The 20,755-nt window shown below is 46.1% G+C and carries 22 protein-coding genes; 6 read left to right on the forward strand and 16 right to left on the reverse strand.

Annotation, left to right across the window (positions count from 1 at the left end; translation table 11 throughout):
* Nucleotides 1-155: 155 nt before the first annotated feature.
* A complete protein-coding gene (locus BUB19_RS16590; RefSeq protein ID WP_073095835.1) occupies nucleotides 156-1,523 on the forward strand; it encodes a Gfo/Idh/MocA family protein in 1,368 nt (455 codons plus the stop codon).
* Nucleotides 1,524-1,710: 187 nt separating this feature from the next.
* Here BUB19_RS16590 and BUB19_RS16595 read toward each other — a convergent pair whose 3' ends face one another.
* From BUB19_RS16595 to BUB19_RS16655, 12 genes are all read right to left on the reverse strand, one after another.
* Nucleotides 1,711-3,177: a Gfo/Idh/MocA family protein gene (locus BUB19_RS16595; RefSeq protein ID WP_073095837.1), complete on the reverse strand. Its 1,467-nt coding sequence runs from the start codon at nucleotides 3,175-3,177 to the stop codon at nucleotides 1,711-1,713.
* Nucleotides 3,178-3,608: 431 nt separating this feature from the next.
* Nucleotides 3,609-4,325 (reverse strand): energy transducer TonB, encoded by a 717-nt coding sequence (locus tag BUB19_RS16605; RefSeq protein WP_073095841.1) that lies wholly within the window; start codon nucleotides 4,323-4,325, stop codon nucleotides 3,609-3,611.
* Between the two features lie 164 nt (nucleotides 4,326-4,489).
* The gene (locus tag BUB19_RS16610) at nucleotides 4,490-4,984 is read right to left on the reverse strand and encodes a hypothetical protein (RefSeq protein ID WP_084097394.1); all 495 of its coding nucleotides are present in this window, start codon (nucleotides 4,982-4,984) and stop codon (nucleotides 4,490-4,492) included.
* A 3-nt stretch (nucleotides 4,985-4,987) separates the two neighbouring features.
* Nucleotides 4,988-6,280 (reverse strand): aminopeptidase P family protein, encoded by a 1,293-nt coding sequence (locus BUB19_RS16615; protein WP_073095843.1) that lies wholly within the window; start codon nucleotides 6,278-6,280, stop codon nucleotides 4,988-4,990.
* A gap of 78 nt (nucleotides 6,281-6,358) precedes the next feature.
* Nucleotides 6,359-6,907 (reverse strand): hypothetical protein, encoded by a 549-nt coding sequence (locus tag BUB19_RS16620; RefSeq protein ID WP_143156071.1) that lies wholly within the window; start codon nucleotides 6,905-6,907, stop codon nucleotides 6,359-6,361.
* Between the two features lie 139 nt (nucleotides 6,908-7,046).
* Complete coding sequence (locus BUB19_RS16625) at nucleotides 7,047-7,310, reverse strand: DUF4235 domain-containing protein (protein WP_073095847.1); 264 nt, start codon at nucleotides 7,308-7,310, stop codon at nucleotides 7,047-7,049.
* 366 nt (nucleotides 7,311-7,676) lie between these two features.
* The gene (locus tag BUB19_RS16630; protein ID WP_073095849.1) at nucleotides 7,677-8,792 is read right to left on the reverse strand and encodes an acyltransferase family protein; all 1,116 of its coding nucleotides are present in this window, start codon (nucleotides 8,790-8,792) and stop codon (nucleotides 7,677-7,679) included.
* 53 nt (nucleotides 8,793-8,845) lie between these two features.
* Nucleotides 8,846-9,967: a family 20 glycosylhydrolase gene (locus tag BUB19_RS16635; protein WP_084097396.1), complete on the reverse strand. Its 1,122-nt coding sequence runs from the start codon at nucleotides 9,965-9,967 to the stop codon at nucleotides 8,846-8,848.
* A gap of 24 nt (nucleotides 9,968-9,991) precedes the next feature.
* Nucleotides 9,992-11,191: a DUF5009 domain-containing protein gene (locus BUB19_RS16640; RefSeq protein ID WP_073095851.1), complete on the reverse strand. Its 1,200-nt coding sequence runs from the start codon at nucleotides 11,189-11,191 to the stop codon at nucleotides 9,992-9,994.
* A 15-nt stretch (nucleotides 11,192-11,206) separates the two neighbouring features.
* A complete protein-coding gene (locus BUB19_RS16645; RefSeq protein ID WP_073095853.1) occupies nucleotides 11,207-11,719 on the reverse strand; it encodes a cupin domain-containing protein in 513 nt (170 codons plus the stop codon).
* Nucleotides 11,720-11,912: 193 nt separating this feature from the next.
* Nucleotides 11,913-12,773 (reverse strand): ROK family protein, encoded by an 861-nt coding sequence (locus BUB19_RS16650; RefSeq protein ID WP_073095855.1) that lies wholly within the window; start codon nucleotides 12,771-12,773, stop codon nucleotides 11,913-11,915.
* Entirely contained in the window at nucleotides 12,766-14,328 is a 1,563-nt protein-coding gene (locus tag BUB19_RS16655) for a tetratricopeptide repeat protein (protein WP_073095857.1), read from the reverse strand. Before BUB19_RS16655 ends, BUB19_RS16650 begins: the two co-directional genes overlap by 8 nt.
* A 69-nt stretch (nucleotides 14,329-14,397) precedes the next feature.
* On the opposite strand from BUB19_RS16655, the gene BUB19_RS16660 reads away from it, so the two are divergent.
* Complete coding sequence (locus BUB19_RS16660) at nucleotides 14,398-14,616, forward strand: PspC family transcriptional regulator (RefSeq protein WP_073095859.1); 219 nt, start codon at nucleotides 14,398-14,400, stop codon at nucleotides 14,614-14,616.
* Here BUB19_RS16660 and BUB19_RS16665 read toward each other — a convergent pair.
* Together BUB19_RS16665 and BUB19_RS16670 are read right to left on the reverse strand one after the other, a co-directional pair.
* Nucleotides 14,613-15,623, reverse strand: a complete 1,011-nt coding sequence (locus BUB19_RS16665) for a glycosyltransferase family 2 protein (protein WP_073095861.1) — start codon at nucleotides 15,621-15,623, stop codon at nucleotides 14,613-14,615. The genes BUB19_RS16660 and BUB19_RS16665 overlap by 4 nt on opposite strands.
* Complete coding sequence (locus BUB19_RS16670; protein ID WP_073095863.1) at nucleotides 15,623-15,955, reverse strand: YbaB/EbfC family nucleoid-associated protein; 333 nt, start codon at nucleotides 15,953-15,955, stop codon at nucleotides 15,623-15,625. The genes BUB19_RS16665 and BUB19_RS16670 overlap by 1 nt, the downstream gene beginning before the upstream one ends.
* Before the next feature lie 206 nt (nucleotides 15,956-16,161).
* On the opposite strand from BUB19_RS16670, the gene BUB19_RS16675 reads away from it, so the two are divergent.
* Nucleotides 16,162-16,455 (forward strand): hypothetical protein, encoded by a 294-nt coding sequence (locus tag BUB19_RS16675; RefSeq protein ID WP_073095865.1) that lies wholly within the window; start codon nucleotides 16,162-16,164, stop codon nucleotides 16,453-16,455.
* Nucleotides 16,456-16,457: 2 nt separating this feature from the next.
* Here BUB19_RS16675 and hisS read toward each other — a convergent pair whose 3' ends face one another.
* A complete protein-coding gene (gene hisS / locus BUB19_RS16680) occupies nucleotides 16,458-17,843 on the reverse strand; it encodes a histidine--tRNA ligase (protein ID WP_073095867.1) in 1,386 nt (461 codons plus the stop codon).
* Nucleotides 17,844-18,011: 168 nt separating this feature from the next.
* Between hisS and BUB19_RS24220 the strand changes: the two genes are divergently transcribed.
* Complete coding sequence (locus tag BUB19_RS24220; protein WP_178371518.1) at nucleotides 18,012-18,161, forward strand: hypothetical protein; 150 nt, start codon at nucleotides 18,012-18,014, stop codon at nucleotides 18,159-18,161.
* Between the two features lie 32 nt (nucleotides 18,162-18,193).
* Here BUB19_RS24220 and BUB19_RS16685 read toward each other — a convergent pair whose 3' ends face one another.
* Nucleotides 18,194-18,694, reverse strand: a complete 501-nt coding sequence (locus tag BUB19_RS16685; RefSeq protein ID WP_073095869.1) for a metallophosphoesterase family protein — start codon at nucleotides 18,692-18,694, stop codon at nucleotides 18,194-18,196.
* 204 nt (nucleotides 18,695-18,898) lie between these two features.
* On the opposite strand from BUB19_RS16685, the gene BUB19_RS16690 reads away from it, so the two are divergent.
* Nucleotides 18,899-19,879, forward strand: a complete 981-nt coding sequence (locus BUB19_RS16690) for a pyruvate dehydrogenase complex E1 component subunit beta (RefSeq protein WP_073095871.1) — start codon at nucleotides 18,899-18,901, stop codon at nucleotides 19,877-19,879.
* Between the two features lie 323 nt (nucleotides 19,880-20,202).
* A complete protein-coding gene (locus BUB19_RS16695) occupies nucleotides 20,203-20,748 on the forward strand; it encodes a hypothetical protein (protein ID WP_073096024.1) in 546 nt (181 codons plus the stop codon).
* Nucleotides 20,749-20,755 lie beyond the last annotated feature (7 nt).

Consider the following 20,755-nt stretch of genomic DNA (forward strand, 5'->3'; position numbering starts at 1 on the left):
GTTTAGCAGCAGACCTGGTATTTCTGAAAAATACCACAAGTATTTGCCCTTTAAAAGGAAATGCGGGTAAAAATGATTATTCAAACTAAAATGGTTAAACCTGAGGGATAATTTTTATATATTGACTGCTTAAAATAGTTAAACGAGAAATTTCAATGAGCCCTATCAAAATTGACAGAAGAAAATTTATTAAAGGTGGTACCGCATTGATGGCCCTTAGCAGTGTAGGCGTACAGGCCATGGAAAGAAAAGACAGAAAGGCAGCCTATCAGGTAGGCCTGATAGGAACAGGCTGGTATGGAAAAAGTGACCTGTTCCGGCTGATTCAGGTAGCAGAGGTGGAGGTGGTGGCATTGGCAGATCCCGACCAGCGGTTGCTGGAGGAGGCCGCCAGTCTGGTGAGTCAGCGCCAAAGCTCCGGCAATACACCGAAGACATACAATCACTACAGGCAGATGCTGGATGCCCATAAACTGGACATCGTATTGGTGGGAAGCCCGGATCACTGGCATGCGCTTCAGGCCATAGATTCCATTCAGGCTGGTGCGCACGTGTATTTACAAAAACCTATCAGTGTAGATGTGATCGAGGGTGAAGCTATCCTGGCGGCCGCCAGAAAACACAACAAAGTGGTGCAGATTGGCACGCAGAGAAGAAGTACTCCACACCTGGTAGAGGCTAAAAAAAATATCGTCGACAAAGGCCTGCTTGGAAAAGTATCCCATGCCGAAATGTGCTGTTATTACCACATGAGAGCCAATGGCACACCAGAAGTGCGGCCGGTTCCTGATTTTTTTGATTATGATCTATGGGTAGGCCCAGGTCCGATGCGTCCTTTTGACGGACTTCCACACAGAAGGTGGTGGCGCACCATGATGGAATACAGTAACGGTATTACCGGTGATATGTGTGTTCACATGTTTGATGCCGTAAGATGGACGCTGGGGCTGGGCTGGCCCAAGAGCATTTTTGCCACCGGGGGCATCTATGTACAGAAGGGAGGCAAATCGACCATTGCCGACACCCAAACAGCGACATTCCATTATGATGACATGGATTGTGTCTGGACCCATCGCTCCTGGGGCACTCCCCAGGATCCGGAATATCCCTGGGCGTATAAGATCTATGGAGACAAAGGTACACTTATGGCCTCCGTCATGAAGTATGAATTTATCCCGCAGGGTGGCGGGGAGCCGATCCGCGGCGATGTGGTGTACGAGCGTGAAAAGTATCCGGAAGACCTGAACGAAAAGGACATTGAATTGCATGCCGCTCCTGCCACCAGAGATCACATGAGGGATTTTTTAAAGGCTATCGAACAGGGCGGACGGCCGGTTGCCGATATTCAAGAGGGGCATATATCCACCGCAAGCTGTATACTGGCCAATATTTCCATGGGACTGGGGCGGCCATTGGCCTACGATCCGGAAAAAAGGATTGTCCGGAACGATCCTGAGGCAACAGCACTTTTGAGGAGACCCTACCGGGCTCCGTTCCAGCATCCCGATCCCAATTTTGTCTGAGCGGTGCTTCTGAGGGTTAGATATCCCGCAACAACTACCAGGATGATGTTTACACACCCGACATAATCTGGTCGCGCCATTTTGGCAAATATTCCCTACACCGAGGGAGACTTTTCTGACCGGCAAACCCAAAAAAAAACTCCACAAGCCAATACCTGTGGAGTTTTTTTTTGCCTTTCAGACAGCTTTACACCTTAAATCCATCTCTGTATTCTCTTCCTACAAATTGGTTGGCTTCTTCCAGATTGGTGATGCGCATGTTTTCCCCATCCCAAAGGAGTTTCTTGCGGCCAAAGAACTCAGCCTGGCCCCTGCTGTTTTCTCTTCTCAGCATATAGCTGCGTATGGCCAGGTTACCCATCAATACGGTTTCAGTCATCGGGCCAGCATAATCGAAGGATGAAGTGAGTGCCTTGTGCTCCTTGCTATTAAACCCAGCTTTGCAGGCATCCACCCATTTTCTCTGGTGTCCGTATTCGGGCTCTTCATTCTCTTCCACTTCCGGACCAAATTCGGTGGTACCGTCGTTTAGGTAGAGTTTGGGCATCAGTGGAGAACTGTCATTGATATTGGTAGAAATGATGCCCTTTTCTCCGATTATCAAAACTCCGTTTGCGCTGTTTCGTCCTCCTATATCGTCATCTGCGGGAATAATATCAGGGTGTGAAGGCCTGATGCCCCCATCACTCCAGGTCATCTCGATCGGCGACTTGCTCTTTGAGGTTGCGTCAAAATGTAGGGTGATGAATGAAGCCGGCGGACATCCCTTGGGATAGTAATCTGCGGTCCACATGTCTGTGTAGATAGAAGCTACACTACACTCTGCGTCTGTCGGATACATCAATCCCAGGGTCCTGAAGGGAATATCGATCAGGTGGCATCCTACATCGCCCAGAGCACCGGTACCATAATCCCACCAACCTCTCCAGTTGAAGGGGTGCAGATTTGGCGTATAGGGAATGTATGCTGAGGGGCCTAACCAGAGATCCCAGTGCAGGTCTTCCGGCTTTTTAGATGGTTCGGGCTCGGGAAAGGGTATTCCCTGCGGCCAAACCGGTCTGTTTGTCCAAACCTGAACTTTGGAAACCTTGCCAATCTTGTCGTCATCGATCCAGTTTTGTACCATGTCCAGCAGGGGATTGGAACCTCCCTGATTTCCCATCTGGCTAACGATCTTGTTCGCTCTGGCCATTTCAGTGAGCTTTCTGGCTTCGCGAATATTGTGGGTCATGGGTTTCTGTACATACACATGTTTACCCCGCTCCATGGCATATGCGGCAGCAGGGCCATGCACATGATCAGGGGTAGAAATGGTCACGGCATCGATGTCCTTTTCCTTATCCAACATTTCGCGGTAGTCATGATACTTTTTGGCATTGGGGAAGTTTTCGACCGAACGCGAGGCTGAACCCGAAAAATCCACGTCACAGAGGGCAACGACACGCTCTCTGCCATTGACAGATGCATTCTTGATATCACTGGAGCCCTTTCCCCCGGCTCCTATGGCGGCCAGATTCAATTGATCCGAGGGTGCGGTATACCCTACTCCTCCCAATACATGCCTGGGTACAATAAGGATGGACGAGGCTATTGCAGCATTTTTAAGAAACGAACGCCTGCCGGAATCCTGATTTTCTTTTTTTGGTATTCTCATGGTTATTCTGAATTATTTGATTTGGTAAATATATAATGACAGCAATATAATTATTCATTACAATATATACAGCTCTATTGTATACCGGAAAAATGACAAATTAGGCAATCCGATTGGAATAAATCTTACCGTTCAACAATATTCAGCTATCAAAAAAGTTTTTTCACAGGGATCCCATGTCGCCTGTGAAAGATATTACTCCATCCATTTATTACCTTGCTTCTACCGGGTACCTCGTGCCGGACACCCTGCCGGCAAATTTCAATCCTTATTAAATCGGGAAAGCACAGTATTGCAAGGGACTTTCCTCCCGTAGTAAACCTGAATTCGATGGTGAGTGATCCGGGAGGTTATATAGCCCGCCCGGAAATAAAAAAAAACCGGACAAAAATTTTGCCCGGTTTCTATCGGAATAATTAACCTGTGATCGCTTACCTGATCAATGCAGGCAGCGTAGGATTTTTCTCAAAATCGAAAGTGATCGGCAGGACCGATAAGGAGGCTACCTGTACATTATCGATCTCTGCAGGTTCCCAGTCGCCTGAAGTAGCCTTCAGTGCTTCGATTGCCTGCTGCTCGAGATCTTCCAGATACATGTCTACAGAAGTGTCAATATTGCTGGAAGTAGTAGCAAATGGAATAGAACCATTCTCATCGACTACAAACTTCACAAAAATGGTCCCTTCCAGCCCCCAGTTTTTCGCTTCCTGCGGATATTCGAGACTGTTGAGTACTGTATTTTTCAAGGCTTCTTCACCTTCATCAAATTCGGCCTCTTCATCTACCGAATAAAACACCCCCATACGGTTAGCAGTGGTTTTCATCTTGTTGCGATTACTTTTAAGATCGAATAAAACAACTTCCAGCTTTTTGCGATCCATGTCATTATCGACACCTGTCACTACTACATCTTGCAGTTCTCCCCCATCCATTTTGTAGGAATAGGAAAAAGCCGGATAATCTTTTACGATCTCATTGATCTGAATCAGGTAATCCATGTTTCTATTTTCCATGGTTTCCAACTCGCTCTCAGACAAAGATCCCTCTTTGTCCTGCGCCACCGCGTGAGTGGTCAGGATGATCAGGCCTAGTGAAAGTACCCATCCACACATTGCTTTTACCTGGTTTGAATTGAATATGGTTTTCATAATAGTCATGGTTTTCGTTAAAATTTTATCTCTCCCGGACATTTGCCAGAAGAATGTTAATTTTTACGTATTCAATTTGAAAAGGAACAATATACATGCCAAAACGAGTGTATTTGTTTTAAAAAAAGAATATTATACTGAAAAACACATCTAATATTGAAAAACTACCATATACCCATGATCTCTACCTGCTTTCCCCGAAAATCAACGCGGTGCCCCTTTTTCTGCAAAATCAGGCTTTGAACAAGTGGGGACCTGACAGAAACCAGTTGAATCTCCCGTCCGTCTATGGAAATTTTACCCAGGGAAATCGCTATCCAGATCCACCCGAAGCTCAATTGGAGCAATGCGCCCTCCTCTACCCGATCCTGGGAGACGATCTTTATTTTTTTCAGGAAATGATCCCCTTCTTTGCAAAGTGCGGATTGTTGCACCAGCATGTCGAGACGCTGATTGATTCGCTCTCTGCCCGTCTCATATTTATCCCCGGCACTACTTTTTGTTTCCAGCTGACTGGCTTCCCGGAGCGCAGTGATTTGCTCATTCAGGTCTTCAATTCGCTCCCGGTTCAAACGCCCGGCAAGCTCCTGCAGTCGCCTTTTATAGGAAATGGCATCGGGCAAAACCCCATCCTCTTCCTGGTCACCTTGTGTTTGCATGTATTACCTATCATTCATAAGGGTTTCGATCTCTTCCGGGTCGATGGGTATATTTTTCATCAGGTCCCGGTAGCCATTTTCTTCCACCACAATATTATTTTCCAACCGTATACCAAGTCCTTCCTCCAGAATATATATCCCGGGCTCGACCGTAAATACCATTCCAGCCTGTATGGGCTCATGCATGCTACCCACGTCATGAACGTCTAAACCCAGGTGATGGGAAGTGCCATGCATAAAGTATTTTTTGTACGCCGGCTTTTCCGGGTTCTGGTTCCTGATATCGGTCTGATCGATCAATCCCAGGTTGACCAGTTCAGATTGCATGATCAGGCCGACTTCCCTGTGATAAGCCTGAATCGAAATTCCCGGACGAAGCATGTTCATCGCTTCACGCTGAACGCGCAAAACGGCATCATAAACCTGTCGCTGCCTTTTGGAAAAGCGGCCATTTACAGGGATGGTGCGGCTCATGTCCGCATTGTAATTTCCGTATTCCGCACCCACATCAAAAAGAATCAGGTCTCCATCTCCGCATACCTCATTGTTCTGGATATAATGGAGTACACAGGCATTTTTTCCGGATGCAATGATGGGCTCATAGGCAAATCCCCTGCTTCCACTCCTGACAAATTCATGAAGGTATTCCGCTTCGATTTCGTATTCCCGGAGGCCCGGCCCGACGACGGATAGGATTCTCCGAAAACCCTTCTCCGTGATATCGCAGGCCTTCTGCAATTGATGCAGCTCCTCCGGCTCTTTTATCGAACGAAATTTATGCATCATCGGGGCCACCCGATGGTATTGATGCAGGGGAAATTTCTCCTGACAGGACTGGATAAACCTGGCATCCCTGGTCTGAACCTGGCTATCGGCCCGCAAGTGCTCGTTGGTATTTAAAAAAATGTGTTTGCTCAGGAGCATCAAAGCCTGGAAAGTAGCATCGAAATCGCTTGTCCAGCGGATGGTCTCCACTCCAGACAGTTCCTTTGCTTCCTCCATGGTAAACTTATGCCCTTCCCATATCGCAATCTGCTCATTAGTGGGTTTAATAAAAAGTATTTCCCGAAGCGAGGGATCCGGATAATCCGGGCAAATTACCAAAATAGTCTCTTCCTGATCGATGCCACTCAGGTAAAGCAGGTCGTTGTTTTGCCTGAAGCGCATCGTACCGTCTGCATTGGTAGGCAGAATATCGTTGGAATGAAAAACGGCGATGGATTTTGAAGGTAGCTTATCAATAAGCTTTTTCCGGTTATTTTTGTATAATGCTGCTGAAGCTGGTTGGTATCTCATACAACTGTTGATTTTTTGCAAAGGTAAAAAATATCCCCTGCCGGCAAGGCGAATTACAGCTATACTAACCAGATTGGTTTACTCACTATCCACACCAAACATGTTGAACACATCCCGTGAACCGTCGAGGGTGAGTGCATACTCTCCGGGAGGTAACGGGGAAACTTCCAATAGGTAAGAGCTATCTTTGTACCTGGAAGCCTGAAAAGGCAGAAAATCTATTGCCGCTGCTGTGGATTTGTTGAAGTTTACTGTCCCGGTGACGATTTGTCTCCGGTCTTTGTCAGGTTCAGACTCCAAAGCAAAAATATTGATCAACTCCATGGGATCACGGTCATTGTTTCCAGCCCTGACGATCAGCCGGATCTCGCTGCCCTGTCCGATCCTGACGGTACTTCTGGCAGCATTCACAAAATTCATTCCCTTTGCCCGGGCCACACCAAACAAAGCTGCGCCTACACTTGCTTTCGATCCTGAGGACGCTTTTTGTTTTTCCAGAGGCTCTCCCGTCTGCTGATCCCGCACGAGCAGCACGATCCCGGAAAATTCAGGTTCAGCGATCTGCAAATCCTGCCCATGGAGCAAAAAGACAGGCATCAAAAACGAAAGAAATAGCGCAATCTTCATCAGCAAAGGGTTATGGCTCGCACCGGACTATCATACCCTTTCCCAAATATCTGATTCACCTGTTGATCCAGTGCGAACAGGCTTTTGAATATAACTCCAATTGTGGAGATTTACAAGCCCTGTTTCCTAGATTTTAGTCTCATGCGTCCAAAGCCTGGTGTGAACCTTTGGTGACCCCCCAGCGGATAAATACTTTGGTCACACTAACCAAGAGCCCTGTAGCTATGGTCCAGGCCAACACTTCCTTAAGCGAGTTGCCCTCCTCGTAAGGGTTTTTCGGAGCCTCTTTCCCTGTTGATTTCTCCCAGGTTTTTTCCAATGCCCTTCTGACCAAAAATGTTCCCAGCAGGGTCCCCCCTACGATCATGAGTTCCTGAAGTTGTTTCTTGTCTTTCTTTTTCATCTGTTTATAATTTGCTTTTTACTGCGTCCCGAAAATCTCTTTCAGTTGGGGCGCTTCCTATGTTTTATAATTGTCCCACTTTAATAGGTTCTTCAAATGCCAGGCTGACTCCGGGCAGGCTTGTTTTCCTTTGTTTCGATTCGAAATAGATCAGCCTGATTTTCTCCTGACAGCAATTCTACTACCACCGAAATGTGAAAACCCTTTTACCTCATGTCCCCTACCTGCTTCCCAATTAAAAATCAGGTCTGTTGACCTACCCTACTGTCTGGTGTGTCCGGTTTCGCAGATACGGGAATAAAGTTCTTCCGGAAATAAAACCAAATAATCATGCCAAACTTCAAAAGGCTCCCAAAAAAATTGCGTTCACACCTTGATGTACCATTTATTTTTATCCATCCACAGACCTATGAGCCAAATCACAAGCATAAAACTCAATGCAAATAGTAAACTTGCCGTTTTTGCCGGAAAATAAGGCACAAATGCAGTCTGATACAACCAGGTCTTTAGTGCCTGATCGCCCACGCGTATCATGATCATCAGGCGGACCAGCAGGCCTGAGAGTACATACAGGATGAGGGGATTTCGTCCGAAGAGCTCAAAAAATCCGGACCATTTTTTCCTTTGCTTGATTTCAAGAACATACATGAGACCGGCGAGTATGGCTGTTGCATAGCCAGCGGTCACCAGCACGAATGTGCTCGTCCATATTTTTTTATTGACAGGAAACCACAAATCCCAGAAGTATCCAGCCAGCAATAAAGCCAATCCAAGAAGAAAAAGCCGCGAAACAGTCCGTCCCCTGCTTTTCTCATTTTGAATGTAAACACCCACTCCATACCCCAGAAGTACATTGACCACTGCCGGCAGAGTACTCAGTATACCCTCAGGATCAAATGGGATTCCTTCTCCCTTATACAAATTGGCAGCACCGATCAGCCAAAGATCCAATTTCCTGGCAGCATTTCCCTCCAGTACATAGGGATCCGGCCCCGCTGCACCGAATAAATACATTACAAACCAATAAGCCATCAGCATTATCCCGCCAATAATAAGGCTAGTCCTGAGCGTAAAAAAATAAACCAGCGTAGCTGCTATCCCATAGCATAGTGCGATTCTTTGTAAAACACCCAAAAGGCGGATTTTGCTAAAATCATACGGGATAATACCTGTCTCCGACATGCTAAAAAAAGGAAAGGCAGTAAGCAGAAGACCTATCCCAAAAATAAAAAGTGTCCTTTTGCCTACCTTTTTAAAGTAAATGCGGGGCCCACGGGCCTTAAGTTTTCGCAGACTGAAGCTCATGGCATTGCCTACCACAAATAGAAAAGTAGGGAATACCAGATCGGTTATGGTCAGGCCATGCCAGGAAGCATGCGACAGGGGTGAAAAATTGGTCCTCCAGTCTCCCGGGGTATTGACGATAATCATCAAAGCCACCGTGAGACCTCTCAAGACATCTAATGATTGGTATCTGGTCATGGATAAGAACTGGTTGATAGTAGCACTTGTATATTTGGGACCGTCAGCGGCGCCTAAGGTATTTTTTCCCCAAATACCCGGACAAAAGTGACCCAGGGTTGTTCTGTGTCTCCATCTTCTCTTTGATTCTGGTCATTGGTATATTCCTCAAAGCCGTCCAGAAAAGCATCTGCCCCTGACCAGACGGTAAGCATTACTCCCTTAAACCGGTCCTGCATTTCTTTGGTTTGATAGGTCCTGTACCGGATCATGTCCTCCACCTGCAACATACCTACCTGCGGCTTGCGCCAGGAACAACTGATGACGTCAAAGCCTTTCATGGCAAACATGACCGGAGTCTGATCCGGCCGCTCGTAATGCCAGTCGCAGATAACGACATCCCTGGGTATCATATCTATCGCCCTATGGGTATTGTTCATGCTGGCTTCCCACATACCTATTCCCGTGGTCTTTCCATCAATAAGACGGTCGCCCCAGATCCAGAGCTGTTTTCCTTGCGCATGCAGGTGGTTTCTGATTTTACTTACCTCCCCGGCAAACAGCTCAGCCTTATCCCTGCCGCCACATCTCGGGCATTTCTCATCGCCGATATAAAACACCTCATCCATTCCTGCATGAAAAGCATCGGCTTCAAAGACGGTGACGATTTCATCCACCAAATCAAAGACCACATCATGTACTCCTGGATGCAAGGGACAATAACTCTTACAATACAAACCGTCTTCATTGGGCCATTTATAGTTTTCAGGAATGGCTACATGAGGGGTTTCATCAAACTCCGGATATTCCTTCAGCAAATTTCCGAGGGAGGATGCCCAGGATTGGTGCCCCAGCAGATTGATCTGGGGAATCATCTTTATCCCATTGCGGGAAGCGGCCGCCACGATTTTCTTTACATCGGAAGGCGATAACACCTCGGGGTCTCTCAATTCCGGATGACTTTCATAGGCATAATTGTAATCCACTCTCAAGACCAATACATTCAGTCCCCGGGGACCGAGTTCATCATCCATAAATTTGACAAATCGGTCTACACCGCCTTTTTGCGGAGCAGCAATCGCCATCCCGCGCACAGGCAAGTCTGAAAGCTGCATTTGCCGGGCCATGCCAGTAAACAGCGGGAAAGACAGTAGGAGAACACAAAGGAGGAAGTTTTTACTCGATAGGTTTTTCATTTGGTTCGGGGTTTATACAGTAGTCTAAATTTTTAAGCGCAAATTTTTCTTCTCGAGTAGCCCGGTTATCAGAATAATAAGCAGCGCATACAGCAGGGATTTGAGCAAACCCACCATTCCGCTCCTGAATACCAAAGGCAGGGCCCAGCCACTAAGTGACAGTAGCGCATAATGTATATAAGGCAATAAGTAGCAGGTCAGCGTGCTGGTGCCCGCTGGCTTTATCCAGCTAAACCAGTCTTTTCGCCCTTTCAAATCTACCAGCCAGATCAGGAAACCATATGTCAGCAGAGAGATGGCAATACAGATCAAAACCCAGGAGGGAGAAGATCCGATTTTGTGTATGCCCCACAAAGGTCGGGTAAGTAAACCGATCAGAAGGCCTCCCGCCGCACCGGTAGACAGGATTATCCAGAAACGATATCTTTTGTCAGTACTAAAATATTTGCGGTAATAGAGGCTGGCCAGCATGCCGGAGGTGGAGAGAGCCGGCGTGGCCCCATCATCAATGAGCCAAAAATAGGGCTTCACGGCGGTAAGAAATCCAAGCAAACCCAGCTTCGACAGTACACTGAACAATATAAAGGAAGAGAAAGCCAGCCATACCAATGGCAATTTGCCCCTGCTCAGCAGAAAAACCAGCGAGGCAATCAGATAAGCCCAGCCGATCAATCCCAAAATACCCCACCAGTAAATGTCCATCCATTTTGGATCAGCTGCAGTACCTCCCTTGTAAAACAGTGCGAGGAAAATCAGTATCGACCAGCCCAGCGATTTTATCAGAAATCTTGTCCTTTCTTTGACCTTTTCAGGATAATCTATCCATATCAGAAAGAAGGCCAGTGTCAGCACAATTTGCCAGACTGCTTTCGGGAGGATGGCGATGCCTTCCTGATAATTTTCGAGATTGACGTGGAATACCCCCATGATCAGCAAGGCCAGGGACCTGGAAAGGACATGAATCAAAATCTCCCGGTCGGTGTGTCCCTTCCTCCAGCGGTTGTTTATGGCCAGCGGAATCGATAAACCCACAATAAAAAGAAAAGCCGGGAAAACTACGTCCGAAAGCCCCATTCCATCAACCTCTGCCGGCACATGTTTCAGCCATTCCGGCACGTCCCTCAATGTCCACAGGTCATTGACAAAAATCATGAGCATCATGGTGACTGCGCGAAATACATCGATGGCATGATTGCGGGAATTCCGGGTGAGGTCCTGCTTCATCTTCACCGGAAAGGTTTACCGACGCTGAAAATCATCCTGTACCCGCACAATATCGCTCTCATCCGATGGGTTTGCAGGGTCGGTGTGCATCCAGATTTCAGCCACAAGACCCCAGTTTTTCAGACCTACCAGGCGGTGCCGCTCTCCCTGCTTCAAGCGCACCACCTTTCCGGTTTCCATAGGCTGAAGAGGGCCTTCGGTGTCGCTGTCACTTCTTACGATCCCCCCATCTCCGGCAATTAATTTCCAGATCTCAGCCCTACGATGGTGATATTGCCAGGAAAGGCGTTTTTCGGGACCTACAAGTAATATCTTTGGGCTCAATTTATTTTTCAACTGGTCGGCGGTCAATTCTACCTCTGGAAAATATCTCTTCCGAAAAGCACTGATCTGGTTTTCATCAATCACAAAAAAACCGCCCCAGGGCCGGCTATCATCTTTGCCCACCAGCCTGAAACCCTCCGCTAAAAGGGATTTTTCGACGGTGCTAAAAATTTCATCCTTGGATAATTCCTTTTCTATCTTCATCTGTTAAATAATGGTTTCTTTATGGTCACTCTCCTGTTCTCACCTTCAACTGGCTGCCGCAATTTAATCAAAATTGCCGGACTCGCTACACCTGTAAGGCCCGGCCATGTGCAAACTTTATCGCTGAAGTATGCTGTAAACAATCGGACAAATATTAATCTTTGATCCTGAAATTAGCAAAAGATAGTGATTTTTAGGTTTGGATACATACACTTGAGGCTCCGATCATTGCCGCCTTTTCTCCCAGCTTACTGATATGCAGCTCAGCCATAAACCCCTTTTGTTGCAGGATTTCTCTGACCAGCGGTAGAAAGTATACTTCAGCCTTGAGAATATTACCGCCAAAGACTACCTTATCGATATCGCTTTGCCTGCTGTCCTGAAGCATCAGAATAAGATCTGCAAGGTTTCCGGCAAAGTCCTTTAGCCTGGACAGCGTCTCCGCTCTCGTTTGCGGGTCGTTCAGCAGGTCCTTTAACCCCTCCACTTCCTTACCGAACTCTGTCCGGGCCCAACGGGTAAAATAGGCAGTACTTAGCAAGTCTTCTGCTATTCCCCCCTTGAAAGGAATGCACCAGATCGCACCGTCTTCGGCCAGGTGGCCGGATTTGAATGCACCTCCCAGCCCGGTGCCCAGAGTAATGCCCATCAGGTTAACGCTTGCAGGCCAGCCTGCTACATGTGCCTCTCCCTGCAAAAAGGCCGCAGCATCATTCATAAATGTAACGTTTTTGGTGGGCAGGCATAATCTTTCTGCCAGGGCCGCTCTTATATCAGATCGGTACAAGGCCTGGTATTTTCCCTGAGTCACCATGAGAGAAATGCCATTTTCATAATCAAATGGTGCCGGCATGGCTATTCCCAACCGGCTATCCGCTTCGATCTCCAGAGCAAGGATACAGCGAGACCATGCATCCAGTATTTCCTCCCGGGATCCGGCAGAGTTTACCGGGCCTCTGGCCAGGTCGGTATCAGCAATGGACATCCCATCATCACTCAAGATACCTGCACTGATATGCGAGCCACCTATGTCTACTCCGATAACCTTACTCATGATCAGCAAGGGATTGAGATCTTAAGATATCTTTAAATCTCTGTTGCTCGTGATACAGGCCAAATTCGCGGTCAACCAAAGCTCTCTGCCTCAGATACTCGCTCCTGCTTACAGCCTTTCTGAGGTTTTCGTATAGTTTATCCACCTCCCCGTTTCTGGCAGCCACCAATGCCAATCCATAAAAAGGAAAACCATTGGACATGTTCTGTATGGCACTTTCTTCAAACTTTACAGTAGCATTGTAATAATCTTTGGCCAGCAGGTTGGCCAGGCCCTGATTAAACAGATTGACTGGGTTTTGTACTGCCTTATTCAGGTGTATCGCCGCCAGCCGGTAGTCTCCGTTGAAAATCGAAACGGCACCCAGGGCCGCTTCATACCTTTTTGTAAGCCGATCCGACCGGGTCAATGCCAGGGCCCGGTAAAAATTGTTGTATGCGCTGAACTTATCCTCCCAAAGCCAGAATACCACACCCAGGTTATAGACCGCATGAGGATTTTCGAAAATGGCGTTGGAACGATTCAGGGCAAAAAGTGCATTCTCCAAATACTGATTTTTCATTTTGACATCTGTGACCCGGTTAGCCAGATTCAAAAATACCACGCCCAGATTGTTATAGACATAAGCGCTCGGATAGACCTCTTCCATCGCCCTGAGCAGGGCTTCCTGCTCAGTCCAGCCAGGTTCTTTGCTTGCTGCAATTGCCAAACCTACCTCAGTAAGCGTATCTGCCGGTACCGTACCCTGCCTGATATTTCTGGCCAATATAGCCCGCTGAATTTCAGAAACCCCAGCATCCCGGGTAGCCAGTTGCCTGCCAAAAAGCGTTTCGAATCTGGAGAGCACATCTCTTTCTACAATGGGGTAATGCGGCAAGCCTTCCATCTGCTTCTTTTTATAAGTCCAGTCACCCGGACCTTTCAAGACCTCCAGAAAAGGCGCTTTTTCTGCGTAGGGCAGATTGCTGTATCCGGCAAGCCTGTCTTCCAATGCCTGCCATCCATCTGCCAACATACCCATAGACTCCTCAGAATCTATGGATATAAGCGCTCCCAGTACCGGAAGCGATTCCTGGCCTCTGTACTGTCCGATTTGCGCCATGGAAGCCGTTGTGATAATGCCATGGGTAAGTACTGTTTCCGGCACCCTTCCGGCTATTTCCTGATTTTTCCTGCTGATGGCCGATTGGGCATACATTGTCCCTTTTTCCATCCCCTCTGTAAACGGCATGCTAAAATTGCCTTTGAGCTCAATACTTTCGTGTGGATCCAGCGTGTCACCACTCACCTGTATACTATTGGTGAAGGTATGTTTTTCATTGCCAAAGACATACACCGGCCTTAACGTATACACCTCGTTTTTCCGGAGACTGGCATTGGGCAGCCTTACTTCCAGGCTGAAGCGTACCGAATCACCGAGGCGCTCCAAGGTGTTTGGATGAATTTCAATTTTTTGATTATCCGCTTTTTTTATAACTTGGGCCTGATTACAGGAATAGAAAATAAAAACGGCAAACAGAACATTAACAGCAACACTTTTTTTTATAACAATCATAGGTTAATCAGGTTATTATCGATATGTTGTTCTTTTAAATGCTTTCTGTACTTAAAACGCGTAGCAAATATGGAAAAGGTAAAATTATTCTTCCAGGAAAGGGCCTTCGGGGTTTGCTCAAAATTAGGAGAAAAACTTCACTTCCCCATCGATAGCATCCGTTTGTTTTTCATTTACAGTTCCTTTATTACACTGGGCTCGCCAGTGATCATTTATGTGAGTTTGGCCATGACCATGAAGCTCCGGAAATACTTCCGCAGAATGAATAATCCCATTTTATTTGACTAATTCAATTCGGAAAATTTTTTCCTGCCGAATAAGTAATATTGAAAAATAATCGAAAAAACAGGTCGGATTTTTTCTGAGTCCAGTCTTTCTACCCGTGATATCTGCCGGTCGCCCGACATATTTTTTTTCTTCAAAAAATCCAGGTAAGCTTTTGCGACGGCCTTGCTGTGTGGCCAGCCTTTGGTAAACAGGAGATGAATCATCGCAGCCGCATCCAGAAAAAACCTCTTCCAGACTACCCGGCAGAAACCCAAAAGCGTCAAGTTGGAATATAACATGAGCAGGCTATTTCTGAAGTTGAGGTAGGTTTTAAAGGGATTTGCATCGGATAGCGTGCCGCCACCCCAGTGGTACACCCTGGCTTCACTGCAACAATGAACCTGAAAGCCGTCCTTCCTCATCCTCAAGCACAGGTCGATTTCCTCCATGTGTGAAAAAAAATATGGATTGAAGCCACCATATTCGTGAAAAAGATCCGCTTTTACACAGAAACAAGCCCCGGAAGCCCAGTCCACCCGAATGGAATCTGAGTATTGGTTCTGATCTGCCTCCAAGGTGTGCAGGATCCGTCCCCTGCAAAATGGGTATCCCATACTGTCCAAAAATCCTCCCGCTCCCCCGGCATAATCAAAATACCCCTTCTTTTGCAGGGAAAGAATCCTGGGCTGGCAGGCAGCTACCTTTGGCTTGTCCGAGATATAGTCGATCAGCATTTTATCCCAACTCTCTGTCACAGATACATCGGAATTTAACAAAATATAGTATTCGTACCCGCCCCTCAACTTTTCCAGTGCGAGGTTGTAACCCTGGCTGTAGCCGTGATTCTGGTGCAACAGGATCAGCTTGACCTCGGGATAGTGAGCAAGCAGATAATCCACGGAACCGTCGCTGCTCCCATTGTCTGCTATGATAATTTCGTATATGGAATGGGATAAAACCCGGGAAAGATATTTTCTTAAAATATTTTTCCCGTTGAAATTTAGAATAACAATGGCAGCTTTGTTCATTATACCATATTTCCGAAGTCCATACCCGGAATATTTGGCATCATGCCTGCAGTAGCGGCACTCATCTTTTCCTTTATCTTGACGTCTATATTTTCCAGAGCTTTATTGGTTGCGCCGACTATCAGGTCTTTCATCATGTCTTTGTCCTTATCGTTAAAAAGCGATGGATCTATCTCTATGTCCAGGACCTTTCTGTCACCGTTTACAATGACCTTCACCATTCCTGCTCCGACTTCGCCTTCTGCTCTCAGATGAACAAGTTCCGCCTGGGTCTCTTTGATTTTGGCCTGCGCTTCCTTGACTTTATTCATCATACTCATGATATCTATCATAGTTACCTTTTATTGGTTGTGCCACAAATATAATTTTTTTTACGATGACAGTCGAAAACCGATCAAATAGTAAATTGCAGAAACAAGTTAAAATTCAGTATTATATACCAACTTAACCCATATTGACACACAATAGAACCTTATTTTAAAATAATACGTAAGAATTCACAAGTAACCTACCTAATTTAAACATTGATTTTACCCCTATGGAAACACTCGAGAAAGAAGTCATGACGTTGGAAAAAGAGCAGGTATTGGGGCTACGTTTTTCTACCATTGATGTATTACGCGACGACGCATCCATCAAACAACGCTATACCGACCTGCAAAGGTCCCAGATACTGGGCAATATTTCACGCGGGAAGGTCTGGATCTATTTTGAAACGGCCGATAAGCTAGCCTTCAAAACCTACACCACTGTCTGGGCCGTGGGAGATAAATTCATTTCGCTAAAGAGGGGGATCACCATTCCGATCAACGCTATATTTAAAATTGACTGAAACTATTTCAACGAGGAGTTGATGATAGCAGATATTGCCCTTTCCAAGGAAAGGGCTTCTTGCTTTCCGCTCTTCATGTCTTTCAAGCTGATCTGGTCATTTACTAATTCTTCTGCGCCGATGACTGCAACAAACGGTACATTCTTTTTATCCGCATAATTGAATTGCTTTTTGATTTTATCAAGATCAGGATAAATCTCGGCAGCTATACCGGCTTTGCGGAAAGCTGAAAGCAGGGCCAGGCCTTTTTTCCTTTCCTCTTCTCCAAAGCAAACCAGCATGACTTGCGTACCTTCTGATTGCTGGTCCGGAAATATCCCGAGGGCATCCATTACATCGTATAGCCGGTCCACCCCGAATGAGAACCCTACCCCAGAGATCCCGGCCAGTCCAAATACCCCGGTGAGGTTATCGTACCTTCCTCCACCGCTCACCGACCCTATCTGTACCCCTTCGACCTGCACTTCGAATATAGCTCCGGTATAATAGGATAGTCCACGCGCCAATACCGGATCAAAAACCACATGTTGCTCAGCGCCTCCAAGTTGACTGAAAAAAGCAAGCACTTCTTCCAATTCATTCAGTCCTTTCATCCCGGTACTGCTTCCCGCCAAATATTCTTTTAAAAAGGCAAACCAATCCTGATTTGACCTCCTTTCCTTCTCCAGAACCGGGCCGAGAGCTGCAACGGAGTCCACTGAAAATCCTTTTTGATACAGCTCATCGCGTACGTTTTGCAAGCCTATTTTGTCCAGTTTGTCTATCGCCACGCACAAATCCCCTTCTTTGCCCTTTTCGCCGATCACTTCGGCCATTCCTGTGAGAATTTTCCGGTTATTGATTTTTATCGAATAATCCGGGATGCCCAATTTTGCAAAGACCTGCTTGATCATCATGAGAATTTCGGCCTCACAGATCAGACTATCCGTACCCACTACGTCGGCATCACATTGGTAAAATTCCCTGTACCTTCCTTTTTGGGGCCGGTCCGCCCGCCACACGGGCTGCATCTGAAAACGCTTAAAAGGGTAGGTGATTTCATTCTGATGCATGACCACATACCGGGCAAAGGGAACGGTGAGATCATATCTGAGGCCCTTTTCGGAAATCTTTGGGAGCACATTGTGCTCTCCCTCCCGAAAGTCGGCCTCCGACACTTTCTTGAGAAACTCCCCACTGTTGAGGACTTTAAACAAGAGTTGATCGCCCTCATCGCCATATTTGCCGGTAAGCGTGGAAAGATTCTCCATGGCCGGCGTTTCCAATTGCTGGTAGCCGAAAAGTTTAAAAACCTCCCTGATGGTCTCGAACAGGTAATTTCTTCTGGCCATCTCCGAAGGACCAAAATCCCTCATTCCCTTTGGTATACTTGGTTTTTGTTTGCTCATGCTTTCAAAATTTGCCCAAAGTTAAAAAATTAAACAAGGATACGGCCGCAAAAAAGCCCTTTATTAAACAGATTCACCAACTTCTTTTGCTAAATATTCGGGGTTTTTAATGATAATTTATTTACCTTTGCCCTTCATTTTCAGGAACGAATTAAAATATACAATACAATGGCTGTTACAACCTTAAAGAGAAAGTTAAAAAGAAAACGACAGGCACAGAATGCCAGAATACTCAAGATCAAACAGTTGAGCGCCAAACCGGTGATCAAGAATGTAGATGTTGAGGAGATCAAGAAAGATTTTTCCAAAAAGAAATAAGCGATAAATGACCCGGCCCCGGCTGGGCATTTTTATAGCTGTCCCCTTTTGCCAAATTCGATTACGTTGAGATTTTTTATTTTTCCGTCCAATTCAAAGGTGAGCAGGGTTTTGACCCGGTGAAAGCCCTGATTTCCCAGGGCTCCCGGGTTAAGGTACAAACAGTCCAGCTCCTTGTCGTGGACGACTTTGCAGATGTGCGAATGACCGCAGACAAAAATATTCGGTTGGAGCTTTTTGATCCTGGCTTTTACTCCTGCGGCATATCCTGGAGGCTTACCGCCGATGTGCAACATCAATACGTCAACGCCTTCTACCGTGAAAAACAATTCTTCCTCAAATCTTTGTCTCAACTCAGCACCATCAATATTGCCATATACTATGCGATGTACCGGTTTTTCCGGTATCCGCTCCAGTAAGGCGGGGTCTCCTATATCTCCGGCATGCCATATTTCATCTACACGCCCGAGGGTAGCAATGGCTGGTTCCGGAAGCGAGCCGTGCGTGTCACTTATCAATGCGATCCTCTTCATTATTTGCTATTTGTACTATTTTCTGACCCTACACCTTTGGTCAACAATCAATAATTATCCCGGCTATAAATCTGCCGCCGGCAGGCCAATCCATTTAAAAAATAAAACTACATAATTACAATTAAACATCCTTAATGGCATGGCAAACTTGGTAATTGTAAGATTCCTTTCTATTTTTACGAGCATAGAAAATTTTGTATATAAATGAAAGAAATACAGTTCAGAGACGCGATCAGAGATGCCATGTCTGAAGAAATGAGACGCGATAAAAACGTGTTCCTCATGGGTGAAGAAGTAGCCGAATACAATGGAGCCTATAAAGCCAGTCAGGGAATGCTGGATGAATTTGGGCCGGAACGTGTTTTTGACACACCCATTTCAGAGCTGGGTTTTTCGGGATTGGGTGTAGGGGCCGCCATGAACGGGCTGCGGCCGATCATAGAGTTCATGACATTTAATTTTTCTTTGGTAGCCATGGACCAATTGGTCAACTCTTCAGCAAAAATGCTTGCCATGTCCGGTGGACAATACAGCGTGCCGATCGTATTCAGGGGACCCACCGGAAACGCCGGACAATTGGGTGCTACTCACTCCTCAAATTTTGAGAACTGGTTTGCCAACACTCCAGGCCTGAAAGTGGTGGTGCCGTCAAATCCATATGATGCCAAAGGGCTGTTAAAAGCTTCCATCAGGGACGATAACCCAGTCATTTTTATGGAGTCCGAATTGATGTATGCCGACAAAGGTGAGGTGCCTGAGGGCGAGTACCTGTTACCTCTGGGGGTGGCAGAGATAAAAAGAAAAGGAGATGATGTTACGCTGGTCTCTTTCGGAAAGATGATGAAAGTGGCTTTCGAAGCGGCTGACGAACTTGCAAAGGACGGCATCAAAGCTGAAGTCATCGATTTGAGGACGGTCAAACCGATCGACTATAAAACGGTGCTGGAATCTGTCAGAAAGACCAATCGATGCGTGATCGTAGAAGAAGCCAATCCGGTAGCATCCATTTCCACCGATCTGGCTTTTAATATTCAGCGACATGCATTCGACTACCTGGATGCCCCTGTGTTGCGGGTCAATTCAATGGACATCCCGCTTAGCTACGCGCCTTCCTATATTGAGGCGACACTTCCAAATGCAAAACGTACCATTGAAGCGGTAAAATCCGTCACCTACCAGAAATAGAAGGTTAATTACTAAAAGACAACAGAAAGCAGCTATCATCCGATGGCTGCTTTTTTTATTGCAACCAGAAAATAATTCCCAAAAAAATATCCTATCTGAATTGATAGCCAAGCCTGCTGCGGTATTGGTCCTGACTAATAATATGAATATATAAATTTTAAGTTAAATTTTTTCAATAAATTTATTTTTATAGAGGTTAAGCAAGGCAGAAAAAATGGGTTTGACACGATTTTTGCCCCTCTTCCGTAAATGGTTTTTGCTACAACAAAAAACCACACATAAACCAATTGTTCAGAAACTCAAACTACTAAAACCAAATGAAAATGACTGTAAGAAATATATTGATATTTACCAGTGCGGTTTTTCTTTTCGCTGCTTGTTCCGGAGAAAACGAGGACAGGTATCAATTTGAAGGAGAGTCAGTACTGGATACTGAGACTGGAGACGAATACATATTGGAAAACCCGGACACCATGACTGTGGTACACATAGACGGTACGTCCGAACCCATTACCGTAAGCAGTACACCTTTTGCGGAGAGTGAGGAGCTGAATCAGATGATGGAGAAATACCGGGCCAATATGGAAAAACGGAAAGAAGAATTGTTGGCAAAAGAAAAGGCGCGGATTAAAAATGAAAGAGAAGAACGGTATGCGGATTTTAGCGATGAAGAGCTTGAAGAAGAGTTCAGAAAGCTACATGAAAATGACGCCCCATTCGAGCAACAGATGGATATCGTTGCCGAGCTGGTAAATCGTGAAGTGATTCTTGAGATTGACGCCGCAGAACTACTGGAGATTGATCCGAAAGATGTAGACATGGATGTGGAATGGGAATCTACCTCCACAAGTGACCAGGCAGGTCAGTAATTTGTAA

Source organism: Cyclobacterium lianum (assembly GCF_900143075.1).
Taxonomy (GTDB): Bacteria; Bacteroidota; Bacteroidia; order Cytophagales; family Cyclobacteriaceae; genus Cyclobacterium; species Cyclobacterium lianum.